The organism is Serratia sp. 14-2641 (assembly GCF_001692375.1).
Classification (GTDB): Bacteria; Pseudomonadota; Gammaproteobacteria; order Enterobacterales; family Enterobacteriaceae; genus Chania; species Chania fonticola_C.
Window position 1 is genome coordinate 1 of record NZ_LXKR01000051.1, and the last position, 13,663, is coordinate 13,663.

At 50.8% G+C, this 13,663-nt stretch carries 13 protein-coding genes and 1 tRNA gene; 12 read left to right on the forward strand and 2 right to left on the reverse strand.

Translation table 11 applies throughout. The features are described from left to right. Positions 1–157: 157 nt before the first annotated feature. Entirely contained in the window at positions 158–757 is a 600-nt protein-coding gene (locus tag A6U95_RS18360) for an HD domain-containing protein (protein WP_065685510.1), read from the reverse strand. Positions 758–887: 130 nt separating this feature from the next. Here A6U95_RS18360 and A6U95_RS18365 point away from each other — a divergent pair, with 130 nt between their 5' ends. The 3 genes from A6U95_RS18365 to A6U95_RS18375 all read left to right on the forward strand — a co-directional run bounded on the left by A6U95_RS18365 (position 888) and on the right by A6U95_RS18375 (position 3,431). Then, positions 888–1,313, forward strand: a complete 426-nt coding sequence (locus tag A6U95_RS18365) for an organic hydroperoxide resistance protein (protein ID WP_024486966.1) — start codon at positions 888–890, stop codon at positions 1,311–1,313. A gap of 221 nt (positions 1,314–1,534) precedes the next feature. Continuing rightward, positions 1,535–3,229 (forward strand): kdo(2)-lipid A phosphoethanolamine 7''-transferase, encoded by a 1,695-nt coding sequence (gene eptB / locus A6U95_RS18370; RefSeq protein WP_024486967.1) that lies wholly within the window; start codon positions 1,535–1,537, stop codon positions 3,227–3,229. Positions 3,230–3,354: 125 nt separating this feature from the next. Then, positions 3,355–3,431 (forward strand) — tRNA-Pro (locus A6U95_RS18375). 951 nt (positions 3,432–4,382) lie between these two features. On the opposite strand, the gene A6U95_RS18385 is transcribed toward A6U95_RS18375, so the two are convergent. Then, positions 4,383–5,120, reverse strand: a complete 738-nt coding sequence (locus A6U95_RS18385) for a winged helix-turn-helix domain-containing protein (protein WP_065685512.1) — start codon at positions 5,118–5,120, stop codon at positions 4,383–4,385. 383 nt (positions 5,121–5,503) lie between these two features. Between A6U95_RS18385 and A6U95_RS18390 the strand changes: the two genes are divergently transcribed. From A6U95_RS18390 to A6U95_RS18430, 9 genes are all read left to right on the forward strand, one after another. Further along, entirely contained in the window at positions 5,504–6,031 is a 528-nt protein-coding gene (locus A6U95_RS18390; protein ID WP_024527774.1) for a fimbrial protein, read from the forward strand. 91 nt (positions 6,032–6,122) lie between these two features. Next, positions 6,123–6,665 carry a fimbrial protein gene (locus A6U95_RS18395; RefSeq protein WP_065685513.1) on the forward strand — a complete coding sequence of 181 codons (543 nt, stop codon included), beginning with the start codon at positions 6,123–6,125 and terminating at the stop codon, positions 6,663–6,665. 53 nt (positions 6,666–6,718) lie between these two features. Beyond that, positions 6,719–9,247, forward strand: a complete 2,529-nt coding sequence (locus tag A6U95_RS18400; protein ID WP_065685514.1) for an outer membrane usher protein — start codon at positions 6,719–6,721, stop codon at positions 9,245–9,247. Positions 9,248–9,301: 54 nt separating this feature from the next. After that, positions 9,302–10,069, forward strand: a complete 768-nt coding sequence (locus tag A6U95_RS18405; RefSeq protein ID WP_241810682.1) for a fimbria/pilus periplasmic chaperone — start codon at positions 9,302–9,304, stop codon at positions 10,067–10,069. A gap of 177 nt (positions 10,070–10,246) precedes the next feature. Beyond that, on the forward strand, positions 10,247–10,747 hold the full coding sequence (locus tag A6U95_RS18410; protein ID WP_065685515.1) for a fimbrial protein: 501 nt from the start codon (positions 10,247–10,249) through the stop codon (positions 10,745–10,747). A gap of 12 nt (positions 10,748–10,759) precedes the next feature. Beyond that, positions 10,760–11,260, forward strand: a complete 501-nt coding sequence (locus A6U95_RS18415) for a fimbrial protein (protein ID WP_065685516.1) — start codon at positions 10,760–10,762, stop codon at positions 11,258–11,260. 10 nt (positions 11,261–11,270) lie between these two features. Next, positions 11,271–11,837 (forward strand): fimbrial protein, encoded by a 567-nt coding sequence (locus A6U95_RS18420; protein ID WP_065685517.1) that lies wholly within the window; start codon positions 11,271–11,273, stop codon positions 11,835–11,837. 129 nt (positions 11,838–11,966) lie between these two features. Further along, positions 11,967–12,752: a hypothetical protein gene (locus A6U95_RS18425; protein ID WP_065685518.1), complete on the forward strand. Its 786-nt coding sequence runs from the start codon at positions 11,967–11,969 to the stop codon at positions 12,750–12,752. Positions 12,753–13,007: 255 nt separating this feature from the next. Then, entirely contained in the window at positions 13,008–13,610 is a 603-nt protein-coding gene (locus tag A6U95_RS18430) for a helix-turn-helix transcriptional regulator (RefSeq protein ID WP_065685519.1), read from the forward strand. Positions 13,611–13,663 lie beyond the last annotated feature (53 nt).

Here is a 13,663-nt window from a genome sequence, read left to right on the forward strand (position 1 = left end):
GATCGACCTGAGAAATAGGTCGATCATCATGGGTAAAGGATGTTAAAAAGTGTTCACCATGTCCTTGAACACCTGTCTACCATGTCCCCGGTCTGTACAGGGAGAGGGCTAGGGTGAGGGGCCATCACAGTGCTTATGTCTCCCTCCTATCTCAAGCTTATACCACCTCGTTTGCCTGGTATCGCAACCGGGCATGGTCAAACCAACGTGCCGGGACGTTATGCGGTGGCAGCTGCAGCGCCTGCAAACCCTGTTCGATGATAAAGCTAGCCTGCCGCCATAGCTGTGGATCGCCTTCGGTCAGCACTTCCAGCAGGCGCTGTTTTTCCACCAGGTAGGTTTTGGCGAAGTGACTGTCGTATTGCAGCAGGGAACGGGTGTTGTCGATCAAATCGGCCAGCTTGATGGTTTTGGCCTGTGGGGAGGCGCTGGCGCTGTGGTGTCGATCGCGGTTCTTGCGTTGATAGCGATTTTCCGTGCTGCCGACGCTGACGTTGGTCAGCATTGCGACCAGGCTGGCAACCTGCGGGCCAAAATGGCTTTCGATATCGGCCAGCGTAGAGGGGGTATCTTCCACGGTGTCATGCAACCAGGCCGCAGCCAGCATCTCTTCGCTGTGCGGCACGCTGCTGACAATCTCCATCACTGCCTGTGGATGCACAATATACGGGTCGTTCGTGTATTTGCGGCGCTGATCGATCGCTCCATGCGCTTTGGTGGCATAGCGGCGGGCGCGTTCGGCCAATGTGTCAGTCATGCTTTGATTTCCCTGCGGCATCCGATAGATAGAACTTAGCATACCGTGCTTAACGTCTGTTGTGCGAGCCTGGGCTCCGCGCAGAATGGTCTACACTGGATCGGGTCACCAACCCGAAAAGGAACGATCTATGTCTATTGAGAAAGTGGTTTATCGCGCCCATGCCAAGGCAACCGGTGGCCGAGACGGCCGTGCAACCTCATCCGACGGCGTGTTGGACGTGAAATTAGGCGTGCCGAAAGAGATGGGTGGGGCAGGCGGAGAGGTTACCAACCCTGAGCAACTGTTTGCCGCGGGCTATTCGGCCTGTTTCCTGGGGGCACTGAAGTTTGTCGCCTCCAAAGAAAAAGTGAAAATCCCTGCCGAAGCCTCCATCGAGGGCACCGTCGGTATCGGTGAGATCCCCAACGGTTTTGGCATTGAGGTTCAGCTGGATATCAGCCTGCCGGGCGTTGAGCGTAGCGTTGCGGAAGACTTGGTGAAGAAAGCCCATGTGGTCTGCCCCTATTCCAATGCCACGCGCGGCAATATCGATGTAACCCTTAACATTAAATAATGTTTCCTGCCAAAAACCGCTGAAAGTGGGGAGCAATGCTCCCCCATTCCCTGGCTGTGTCTCCCGCTATTTTCCTCACAAAATTGGCAAAAAATGCTCGTTTGGTGCGATTTTTCTTGATTCTGTTCTGCAGAATGATGCTTATTGCCCATCGGCTGAACCTGAGGGCATATCGACTGTCTGATGGTTTCAGAACTTGAAGCCCGGAGCCACTGCGTTACATGAACAAAGTTAAATCGCTATCACAGCAGAATTTATCGTTATTGTTAGCGATCTATATCGGCATCTTTTTAAACCTTTCCGTTTTCTATCGTCGTTTTGATTCCTTTGCGCACGGCATTCAGGGGATCAAGGTTGTTTCTGCGCTGACGGAAGTCATCGCCATTGTCCTGTTCACCTTCTTTATCATGCGGCTGGTATCCCTGGGGGGGCGGCTGTTTTACCGTATCGTCGCTTCTTTACTGGTATTGATCTCCGTCGCTGCCAGTTACTACATGACGTTCTTCAACGTAGTGATTGGCTATGGGATTATCGTTTCGGTGATGACCACCGATATCGATCTCTCTAAAGAGGTGGTCGGGCTGAATTTTGTGCTGTGGATGATCGTGGTCAGCGCTTTGCCGCTGCTGTGCATCTGGAGCAATAACCTGCGCGACACCCTGATCGAACAAATGAAAACGCCAGGGCAGCGGATTAAGCCACTGCTGATTATGTTGGCAGTGGTCGCGCTGGTGTGGCTGCCGTTGCGTACCCTGGATAAAGAGCAAAGCGCACAGGAAAAGATCACCAATATCGATCTGCCGAGCTATGGCGGGGTGGTTGCGCACTCTTATCTGCCTTCCAACTGGCTTTCGGCGCTGGGGCTGTTTGCCTACACCCGTTATGATGAAAGCTCGGACGCAGCCAACATGTTCGATCCCAGCAAGAACTTTACCTATGTTGCCCCAGAGGGCATCGATGATACCTACGTGGTATTTATCATCGGTGAAACCACCCGCTGGGATCATATGGGCATCCTGGGCTATGAGCGTGATACCACGCCAAAGCTGTCGCAGGAGAAAAACCTGGTGGCGTTCCGTGGGGAATCTTGTGATACCTCCACCAAGCTTTCGTTACGCTGTATGTTCGTGCGCGAGCATGGCACCTCGGATAACCCGCAGCGAACCCTGAAAGAGCAGAATATCTTTGCCGTACTGAAAGAGCTGGGCTTCAGTTCCGAGCTGTTCGCGATGCAGAGCGAGGTGTGGTTCTACAATAATACCGATGTGGATAACTACTCATTCCGTGAAATGATCGCCTCAGAGAAGCGTAACGACGGTAAATCGGTGGACGATATGCTGTTGGTGGATGAGATGAAAGAGTCGCTGGCTCGCCATCCTGACGGCAAGCATTTGGTGATCCTGCATACCAAAGGGTCGCATTACCTCTATTCACAGCGCTACCCGCGCAGCTTTGCTCGTTATCAGCCGGAATGCATGGGCGTGGATGAGTTCTGCTCCAAAGAGCGCTTGATTAACGCCTATGACAACTCGGTGCTGTACACCGATACCTTTATCGACAGCGTGATTGACCAGGTGCGAGATAAGAAGGCTATCGTGTTTTACGCGGCCGACCATGGCGAATCCATTGGTGAAAACTCGCATCTGCATGGTACGCCGCGTGAAATGGCCCCGCCGGAGCAGTTCCGTGTGCCGATGATCGTCTGGGCTTCCGATAAATACCTCGAAGACCCGCAGCATAAGAGTGCGTTTGAGCAGTTACAGACTCAACAGCGGGTTGGCCAACCGCACCGTCACGTAGAGCTGTTTGACTCTATCCTCGGCTGCCTGGGTTACACCTCGCCAGACGGCGGTATTGTTGAGAGCAATAACTGGTGTCACCTTCCGCAGAGCAAAGCGGACGCCAAGGCGCTGTAAACCGAGTCAGAAAGGCCGTATCCGCTCAGATACTGGCCTGTTTGGCGCTTTTAGCGCCACTTGGTATGCAGTGGTGAAAAAGAGATTGACGCGTATACGGCCCAGCAGTAAGATGCGCCCCGCATCGGCGAGTAGCGCAGCTTGGTAGCGCAACTGGTTTGGGACCAGTGGGTCGGAGGTTCGAATCCTCTCTCGCCGACCACATTCAAGAAAGCCCGCTTTTTCAAGCGGGCTTTTTTACGTCTGGCGTTTATGAGGATGAGAACCTCCGCGGAGGTCGACAAATCTGTCGGGAACAGATTTGCATATCGCGCCAGCGATACCCCGAAGGGGCGAGTATCATGGACGATACGAGTGAATCCTCTCTCGCCGAGCACATTCAAGAAAGCCCGCTTTTTCAAGCGGGCTTTTTTACGTCTGGCGTTTGTCGCTCAGGCTGCCTGGCTCACGGATAGACATGGGTGCGGCTCGGTCATGCAGTGAACAATGATCAGCCGATTTGAGACCGCAGATATTTCCTCACTGGACGCACAATTGTAGATATTCTGCATGCTGCGCCCGTTTGGTTAGCAATGGGGCACAACTCGACTCCTGCAAATTTAGTTCTGTGGTAGCAGCAATAGTGAATGGCTAACGCCAGTGGCTTATCCCTGCCACCTGCGGCTTTGGAGGGCGGCGGGGATAAATTAGCTATTGGTGCAAAGAAACATTGGGAATCCGCACCCTCTGATTAGAAAAACATCGTCATCGAACTTGTGGAAAGTCATGTAATAGACAGAGGTTTTATTCCCAAGGTTACCCCATGAGTTATCCGGTGTGTTGTCATTATATTTTTTACTGTTTTATTATACTCTACCGTATAGGTTCCATTTTTGTCGGTTTCATTATAGATGAAAAAGTTATCATTATCGATGGTGTGTTTTTTGCCCTCTATCTCCATTTTTCCAAAAGCGCTTTGAAATCCTGAATTATCATCGTAAAAGAAAACGTTAACTTTTTGAAATATTTCGTGTTTTTTGCTTGTAAATGTAACCGAATGTTATAGCTACATGTAAATAACAAACTCCTGGTCTTTATTTTTTTCTCATAACTATAATCAGCAATTGCTATAGTTAATAGGATTGCCACCATTAACATGGCATTTCTGTTCATTTTAATCATTCCTGATGTTGAAACATTTTGTATTTTTTTTGATTTTAGTGTTAAGACATACACCAATAAAGCCATAATCATCTATTGATTTTATATCACTGTAGTATATGTTGTAGCCATTCTTTTTACACTCTTCCTTAAGGTTGGTTTTTTCAAAAATATTTTCGAATACTTTCTCTTTGAACTGTACTGCTGGACTATCTAATGAGTAAATATTACATTTATCAATCACGTCGATTAAGGAGGGAGTGGATGTCTTTATTTCTATACCTTTCGATTCTACAAGGATGTAGTAAAAAATCACTAATGCGGCAATGCAGAATGCGACAAAAAAACTGACCAATTTTGTATGGTTTACTGATGTCGGCTTTATTTCCTTACTTTCTTTTTTTTCTGTATTTATTTCTTTAGGTAAACAATCAACGCTGCACTTAAACTTGAATCCCACCTTCGGGATAGTGATAATCACTTGCTCTGTGATGCCAAGGCTTGATATCGCTTTCCTTAGCTCACTCACCGCACTGTAAAGGTTGTTGTTTGATGGTGTTAACCCAAAATCCTCCCAAATATGTTTCAGCAAATAATCTCGGGTTAAATCACTACCAAAGTTTTTTATCAGCTCCATTAACAATCGTGAGGCTTGATTAGACAAAACCAATGAGGTTTGCTCCTCTTGCGCCAATGATAGCTCTTTTGATTCCGGTGAATATTTAATCACCTTATTGATGATGTAAAACATAATGAATACTCATTAAGTGTGTTGAAAATGGCTTTTTATATGTATTTTTTAGGGTAGTCAAATTATTAAGAATAATCTTAATTTATAGGTGGAATACTTAAATCTGACAATATCTATCAGCCTTTGTTTATTTGATGCTTAAGCTTATATAGTTCTAAATAATTGGAGTAAAAATCTAAAGAATCGCATATTTTTAAAACAAATATCTAATTTTTGTTTTGATGATAGATTTATCCACATCGGCAGACTTGAGGCTGCTTGTGTTTTACTGGCCTTGCCAAAGACACGAAGGAAGCTGTTTTAGGGGGCTGGCGATAAACACATGGATCTCGCATCCATTGAAAACTGAAATTTATGGAATTTTCATTTTAAGGATTTTTTGCATGAAACTGAACAAGATCATGATGGTAGCAGTAGTGGCTTTGGGTATGTCTTCTGTGGCACACGCCGCAGTGAAAGACCAGGGGCACGGTAAAATCACCTTTAACGGTTCAATTATTGATGCTCCATGCTCTATCACGCAAAAGTCTGCCGAACAGACGATTGAACTGGGCCAGATTTCTAAAGTTGCCCTGAAGGACGGCGGCAAATCTAGTTCGCATGATTTCACCATTGATCTGGAGAATTGCGAAATCGGTACCGGGCCTGATGCCAAGAACAAAGTGAGCGTGTCCTTTAATGGTAACGTCGGTTCGGTCAAAAACCGTCTGGGTACTGGGCGTGGTGCCAGCATCGTTATTGAAGATGTTAACGGCCCGATTGAGCTGACTAAGGCAACAGCTCTCCAGGAACTGCAAAATGGCGATAATACCCTGAACTTCAGTGCTTACCTGCAGGGTGATGGGGCTTCTGCCGCGGTTACCGAAGGCAAATTCGAGACGGTTGCCAACTTCACTTTAGCCTACCAGTAATCGGCTACGTCATTATAGGCATAATCTGTTTGGGCATGTGGAGGGATCCGCATGCCTTTTTGGAGGACGATAGCGTCAAGGATAGTTTGCCATGTGGAATGTAACTCCTATTATCGCCGTGTTTTCTTACCTATTTATTACGGTACCTTTCTCTTCTTTGGCCGCACATGCTGCCTTGGGATGGGGACGTGTAAATATGCAAGGATCCATTATTGATACTGCCTGTGCTATTGCCGTAGAGAGCCAAGACCAAACCGTTGAGATTGATGCGATCTCTGTAGAGGATATTGTTCGTGATGGTCAGGGACGGGGTAAAAATTTTTTCATTAAATTGAGTGATTGTGAGTTGAAGCGCTTTGGTCGTCAATTACCTGACTGGAAGAATTTTCAGGTGACCTTTGATGGAGATAACGAAGGGGGGCTATTTACCGTGCAAGGCACGGCATCCGGTGTGGCGCTGAAAATTAGTGACCTCGGTGGCAATATTGCCCGGCCGGGCAAACCCTTGCCATTGGAAACGATTAATCCTCATAACATGGTGTTGAGTTATGCCGTAAATCTGGTAGCCAATAACCATGTTTTAAAGTCCGGTGAATACGTCTCTTCCATTCGTTTTAAATTGGATTATTTCTAAACGCTATTAAGACATTGCCACAGGAATAAGGCATTAATAAAAAGGTTAGGGATATGGGATTGTCACCTGTAGAGAAGCTGACACGTCTTCAGGCACTCAGCGTCTGTATTTCTTTGGCGTTGAGCACGGTATCGACCGTGGTGTACGCCGCCGAGGATATTCAGTTCAACACGGATGTACTGGATGTGCATGACCGCAAAAATATCGATCTGAGCCACTTCTCCCGCGGCGGTTACATCATGCCGGGTACCTACAGCATGTCCGTACATATCAATAAAAACGATCTACCGGAACAAGCGATATCGTTTTACCCACCGGAAGGGGATCCGAATGACAGCCGGGCCTGTGTCGGTAAAGCTTTGGTGGCGCAGTTAGGGTTGAAAGAGGGCGCGGCCAAGGATTTGCGCTGGTGGCGTCAGGGGGAGTGTCTGGATGAATCCAGTCTGAAAGGTATGGAGGTGCGTGGCGATTTATCCACCTCAACCTTGTATCTGAATATTCCTCAGGCCTATCTGGAGTATACCGCCGATAACTGGGATCCGCCGTCACGCTGGGAAGAGGGGCTCCCAGGCCTCTTGCTGGATTACAACCTCAATACGCAGACGCAAAGGCAGCTTAAGCAAGGGACGAGCAGCTACAGCCTGAGCGGTAACGGTATTGCCGGGGCCAACCTGGGGTCCTGGCGTTTACGGGCAGACTGGCAGACTAACCTTACTCATCAGGCGGGGTCTGGCCGCCCTACGAACAGGCAGTTCGACTGGAGCCGTTATTACGCCTACCGCGCCATTTCAGCATTGCGCTCGAAGTTGATGATGGGGGAGAACTACCTGGATTCAGGCCTGTTCGACAGCTTTCGCTTTAGCGGCGTAAGCCTGGTGTCTGATGACAACATGCTGCCGCCAAACCTGCGAGGTTACGCGCCAGAAGTGGTTGGGGTCGCCAGAACCAATGCCAAGGTCACTATCCGTCAGCAGGAGCGAGTCCTGTACGAAACCCAGGTGGCTGCGGGGCCATTCCGTATCCAGGATGTCAACGATGCGGTAACCGGAGAGCTGAATGTGCGGGTGGAAGAACAGGACGGCAGCGTACAGGAGTTTGTTCTGAACACCGCCAGTATCCCATATCTGACGCGCCCGGGGGCAATACGGTTCAAATTGGCGGCCGGCAAACCGTCGGGCTGGCAACACCGTTTGCGTGGTCCTCTGTTTGGTACCGGGGAGTTTTCCTGGGGGGTGAGTAATGGTTGGTCGCTGTATGGCGGAGCACTGGCTGGCGGGGATTATAACGCACTGTCGGTAGGTATCGGTCGTGACTTAATGGCATTCGGGGCATTGTCGTTTGATGCGACCCAATCAAGGGCGCGTCTGCCTCAACAAGGCGGTACGTTCAGTGGTGGATCTTACCGCCTGAGCTATTCGAAGAGCTTTGATGAGTACGACAGCCAGATTGCCTTTGCCGGCTACCGCTTCTCTGAGCAGGACTTTATGAGCATGAGCGAGTACCTGGACGCGCGTGACTATGGCCAACGTACCCGCAACGGCAAGGAGATGTACACCATCACCTTCAACAAGCAGTTCCGTGAATGGGGGCTGAGCAGCTATCTCAATTACAGCCACGAAACCTATTGGGATCGGCCTGCTAACGATAGGTATAGCCTGTCGCTATCGCGTTATTTCGATATTGGCAAGCTGCGTAATGTCAGCCTGTCACTCACGGCGTATCGCAATCAATACAATGGTTCCAAAGATGATGGCGCCTATTTATCGCTGTCACTGCCGTGGGGCAACGGCTCGACGTTGAGTTACAACACGACGGTGAGCCGCGATGAGTCCACGCATCGGGTGGGATATTACGAGCGGCTGGATGAACACAATAACTACCAATTGAATATTGGTGCTTCGCGCAGTGGGACCTCCCTTAGCGGCTACTACAACCGTGAGGGGGATATTGCCCGCATGAGTGCCAATGCCAGTTATCAGCAGGATAACTTCAGCGCTTTCGGCATGACGATGCAGGGCGGGATGACAATGACGGCCGAGGGCGGTGCGCTACACCGCGCCGGGAGGCAGGGAGGGACACGGATGCTGATTGACGCCAACGGCGTGGCGGATGTGCCGGTGCGCGGCTATGGCAGCACCAGCCGGACCAACCTCTGGGGTAAGGCGGTGATAGGCGATGTGAATAGTTACTACCGCAACAAGGCCAGCATCGACCTGAACCAACTGGGTGATAACGCGGAAGCGACGACGTCGGTGGTACAGGCAACGCTGACCGAAGGGGCGATTGGCTATCGTCGGTTTGATGTGATTGCTGGCGAAAAAGCGATGGCGATACTCAAACTGGCTGATGGGAGCGAACCGCCGTTTGGGGCCACGGTGATGAACGCACGGCGGCAAGAAACCGGGATAGTCAACGATGGCGGCAGCGTCTACCTGAGTGGTATCAACGCCGGGGAAAGCATGACGGTGCACTGGGGCGGGGAGCTTCAGTGCGAGGTGCAGATGCCTGCCCTGCTGCCTGCCGACATGTTGATGAACACCTTGCTACTGCCTTGCCGCCCGGTCAGTTCGTCAGCAGATTAAGGGGCGTTCCCCTTGTAACCTTTTAACAAGGCCGCTAAGGCTGGGAAACAGATAATGCAAAGTAAGCAAACGATGAAACGGTCTCTTGGCCTTACGCTCAAGAGTGCTGTCCTGTTGGGGGCGCTGGTCACACAGCAGGCCCAGGCGGCTATCGCGCTGGATCGCACGCGGGTGATTTTTGACGGCGGCCAGAAGTCGGTGAGCCTGAATGTCAGTAATCAGAACAAGCAGTTGCCTTATCTGGCGCAGGGCTGGATTGAGGATGAACAGGGCAACAAAATCCAGAGCCCACTCACGGTGCTGCCGCCGGTGCAACGTATCGAGCCAGGCAAGCCGAGCCAGGTAAAAATCCAGGCGCTGCCAGCGGCCAAGTTGCTGGCACAGGACAAGGAAACCCTTTACTACTTCAACCTGCGTGAGATCCCGCCGAAGAGCAGCAAAGCGAACACGTTGCAGATTGCGCTGCAGACGCGCATCAAGCTGTTCTACCGCCCGGCGGGAATTGCGATGGACACAAACGCCGCACCGCCGCAGGAGCAGATGACGCTGAGCAAACAGGGTGACAAGTATATGGTCAACAACCCGACGCCGTATTACGTCACGATCGTGGATGCCAACAGCAAAAAAGCTGGGGCCGGGGTAAAAGGCTTCGAGCCAATGATGGTGCCGCCAAAGAGCAGCCTGCCGTTGACGGTGAGTGCGGCGGCGGTGGGCAACAGCCCGGTACTGACCTACGTCAACGACTACGGTGGCCGGCCGCAGCTGAGTTTTAGCTGTAACGGCAGCAGTTGCACCGTGGTACCGGAGAAGAAAGGCGGTTGAGTTGCGCTCTTACCACCATGATGGGCAGGAGGAGAGACGGGAGGGGACATGAATGGAAAGGGCAAGAACAACGAGTGCCAACGCCGTCACCTCTGAACGTACGCCAGCCGCTTTGGTAACGGGCAGTAACTTGGCAGTGGTGGATTTTCATCTGAGTGATGACTGATGGAGCGAGTCATGGATAACAGGAGCTTTGTGCGTTGGAAGAGGCTCGTTGGTCTTAGTGGTTTGCTGATGGCTATGCCGTTGATGCTCTGCGCGACGACCAGTACGGTGACGATTAAGGTGACGGTGTTGGCGCCTCCCTCCTGCACCATTAACGATAACCGACCCATTGAGGTGGAATTCGGTGACGTGATGACGACCAGGGTGGACGGCGATCGCTACCGTATGCCGGTGAATTATACGCTGGGCTGTAAGGATGCTACCTCCAACGCGATGAAACTGCAGTTACAGGGAAGTGGGGCCAGCTTTGACGGCACGGTGCTGAAAACCACCAAGACGGGGCTGGGGATCAAGCTGCAACGGGGTAGCAATAAACTGGCAATCAACAGCTGGCTGAACTTCACCTACCCTCACCAACCGGAACTATGGGCCATTCCGGTCAAGCAGAGTGGGGCTACCTTGACGGGTGGTGAATTCACGGCGGGTGCGACGATGAAAGTGGATTACCAGTAACGGGAGCAGAGTATGAGCATAACGATAAGAGCCCTGCTACTGACCTGCGGCCTGATGGGCGTTGTCGTTACGGCACAGGCGAAGGATAACGGGGCAGACATGACGTTCCACGGCACGCTGATAACACCGCCGCCGTGCACCATCAACGACGACAACCGGATAGAGGTAAACTTCGGCGAACGGGTGGGTATCAACAAGGTGGATGGAGTGAACTACCGCCAGATGATGAACTACCAGATAACCTGCCTGGAGGCTGCCATTGGTAACGGGGCGCTGACGCTGAGTCTGAGCGGCAGTGTGGCGGGGTTCGATAGTGAGGCGCTGCTGACGGACAAGGCGAACCTGGGCATCCGGGTCTACCAGAATGACCAGCCGTTTACGCCAAACAGCACGCTGAAGATAGATTTGGCTAACCCGCCGCGTCTGGAGGCGGTGCCGGTGAAGAATGCGAGTGCCACCTTGACGGAAGGAGCATTTGAGTCCTGGGCAACGCTACGAGCCGACTACCAATAAGGAGCCCGAAATGGAACGCAAGACAGGCCGTTATTTTGACCGTGCCGTAGTGGGGATGGGGCTAGTTCTCTTGCTTGCCGCGCTGACGGCCAACCCGACGTTGGCGGCCGGGGAAAAAAACGTACGTCTGTACGGTGCCTTGGTGACGGAGCCGTGCGTGATACTGCCGGGTGACGAAGATATCCAGCTGGATTTTGGTACGGTTATCGACAAGTATCTGTACCTGAACACGCGTACGCTGGGGCAGTCGTTCGAGATACACCTGGTGGAATGTGACCTGACGCTGGGCAAGACGGTAACGGTCAGGTTCGTGAGTACGGAAGAAAGCCTGCCGCTACCCGGCTTACTGGCGCCGGACAGCGGTAGCCAGGCGAAAGGGATCGCGATTGGGCTGGAAACTCTGGATGCTACACCCCTGCCGATTAATAAGGCCCGTGGGAAGTACACGTTGCAGGCCGGCAGCAATATCATTGCTCTGAAGGCCTATGTACAAGGGGAACCCAAAGCGATCGCGAATAAAACCATTGAGCGCGGCCTCTTCAGCGCCTCTGCTACCTTTAGACTCGATTATGAATAACGTGGTGTCAGAGCCACCAATAGAGAATAGTTGGGGCTGCTATTCCTCTAATACGCTGTCAGGGGCGGCATGTGGCTAAAAAAAGATGGCGCGGACTTCTCTACGTGCGGTACTAAAACAGGTTGAATTATGAATATTTCAGTGACCCGGTTTTTTATGTTTTTTATACTTTCTTTTATCTTACCTTACTCAGTGAGTTCTTATAGTTCTGCTATGATACACGGAGGGAAAATAACATGGAAAGACGTGAATGGATATGTGTTTGTCATAACCAATACGATCAATGTTATAAACGTGGAGCCCGGATTGCCTTGCGCAGGAGGAGGATGTCAAATAAGGCTCTATTCCATTAAGGACGACCTAATCCTTGCCAAACTTCCTGCTAGTGCTACCTTGGATGAAGTGCGAAATGCGCTCAGAGTGCAGGGCCAAACCATGCTTGAGACTGGCCCTAGTCTTTGCCTAACCATCATTACTCAGAAATACCTGCAAGACTACCCCAGAGGCTGCAACCAAAACCCTGATGCTGGTTTACCGCCAGAGGAGCCAGATCCGCCGGTTACACCACCATTAACCTGCTATATCGGTAGCGGTACCATAAATCATCTAGTGGCCAGTACTAAGGTCAACCTAGATAGAGCCGAGACAGAGGTCTCTGTTAACTGTACCGGATCTACCAACGTGCGGGTACAAGCTTTAAATTACTACCCCAATAATGGTGGTGTGACACTTAAAGGCCCTGACACGCTTAAGTCGCTTATTTCTATTGACGGAATATCTGCTGAACAGGGGGTCTTGAAGCGTGTGGACACCTACAGAATATTTACCGTTCGCTCTGAATTACGGAGCGCAGCTAAGGAAATTGTTGGGGGGGAATATAGTGGCTCGCTGATTATTGCTGTAACTACGGAATGATGGTGTGTTTATTGATTTATGTTATTAACAATGGCCATGAAAAGTCAGGGCATTATTTAACAGAGTGTTGAGGCAGCTTCATAAATTGTATAAATGTTACCAGGGTAAACACCGCAGATATTAGTGAGATATAGGGGCGTGCAAGCAGAATAATTCCGACAGGGAGCCATACCCCTGATCTGGGTAGATGCTAATTTTCAGCAAAACACCATGCCGAAATACCAAATATTATGTCTCAAATTATAAGGAAGTAAAATGAAGCCACGTATTGTTATCGCTATCCAGGATAGCAACCGTTATTTCGCACAGGGTATCCAGCATATTTTGCAGGAGTATTTTCTGGCGAAAGGCTATACGTGGCGTTTTGTACCGGTGACGCCAGGGATAGCGATCGACCTGATGGTCTGTGCCAAACCCTTTGGCGGGGCGGCGAGGCTCAATGCTTGCAGGGAAAATCCGGGGGAGCGGCTAATCGGGACGATTTTTATCCGGGATACGGCGGCTGAGAATGTAAGAAACCGGCCTCAAGACGCGGTATTAAGCCGCCAGGCAAGGCCTGATGCTGTGCTGCGCTTGGTCGAGGAAATGTTTGAACAGGCAAGTCAGTCGTCTTTGATCGCCAATTCGAAAAGAGCATGTCGCAGTTTGCACCTGACCCCACGCGAGCGTGAGGTTCTGCAAGGGATCTCATGGGAATTAACCCCTGAGAAGATCGCCAGCAAACTCTCACTTAGCGTCAAAACCGTCAGCACCCATAAACTCACGGCGATGCGCAAGCTGGGTTTCAGGCGCAACAGTGAATTGTATGACTGGCTACGCAATGGTGGCCTGGAATTTAACCCGCGGACTCTATTTTGACGATGACTCAAATCGGCAACAGTGGCGTCTAGAGCTGTCTCTTATACACATCT

Excerpts from the sequence above, each read along its gene's own strand:
- A6U95_RS18360 (WP_065685510.1), bottom strand. The coding sequence starts at position 757 with ATGACTGACACATTGGCCGAACGCGCCCGCCGCTATGCCACCAAAGCG.
- A6U95_RS18365 (WP_024486966.1), top strand. The coding sequence starts at position 888 with ATGTCTATTGAGAAAGTGGTTTATCGCGCCCATGCCAAGGCAACCGGT.
- eptB (WP_024486967.1), top strand. The coding sequence starts at position 1,535 with ATGAACAAAGTTAAATCGCTATCACAGCAGAATTTATCGTTATTGTTA.
- A6U95_RS18385 (WP_065685512.1), bottom strand. The coding sequence starts at position 5,120 with ATGTTTTACATCATCAATAAGGTGATTAAATATTCACCGGAATCAAAA.
- A6U95_RS18390 (WP_024527774.1), top strand. The coding sequence starts at position 5,504 with ATGAAACTGAACAAGATCATGATGGTAGCAGTAGTGGCTTTGGGTATG.
- A6U95_RS18395 (WP_065685513.1), top strand. The coding sequence starts at position 6,123 with ATGTGGAATGTAACTCCTATTATCGCCGTGTTTTCTTACCTATTTATT.
- A6U95_RS18400 (WP_065685514.1), top strand. The coding sequence starts at position 6,719 with ATGGGATTGTCACCTGTAGAGAAGCTGACACGTCTTCAGGCACTCAGC.
- A6U95_RS18405 (WP_241810682.1), top strand. The coding sequence starts at position 9,302 with ATGCAAAGTAAGCAAACGATGAAACGGTCTCTTGGCCTTACGCTCAAG.
- A6U95_RS18410 (WP_065685515.1), top strand. The coding sequence starts at position 10,247 with ATGGATAACAGGAGCTTTGTGCGTTGGAAGAGGCTCGTTGGTCTTAGT.
- A6U95_RS18415 (WP_065685516.1), top strand. The coding sequence starts at position 10,760 with ATGAGCATAACGATAAGAGCCCTGCTACTGACCTGCGGCCTGATGGGC.
- A6U95_RS18420 (WP_065685517.1), top strand. The coding sequence starts at position 11,271 with ATGGAACGCAAGACAGGCCGTTATTTTGACCGTGCCGTAGTGGGGATG.
- A6U95_RS18425 (WP_065685518.1), top strand. The coding sequence starts at position 11,967 with ATGAATATTTCAGTGACCCGGTTTTTTATGTTTTTTATACTTTCTTTT.
- A6U95_RS18430 (WP_065685519.1), top strand. The coding sequence starts at position 13,008 with ATGAAGCCACGTATTGTTATCGCTATCCAGGATAGCAACCGTTATTTC.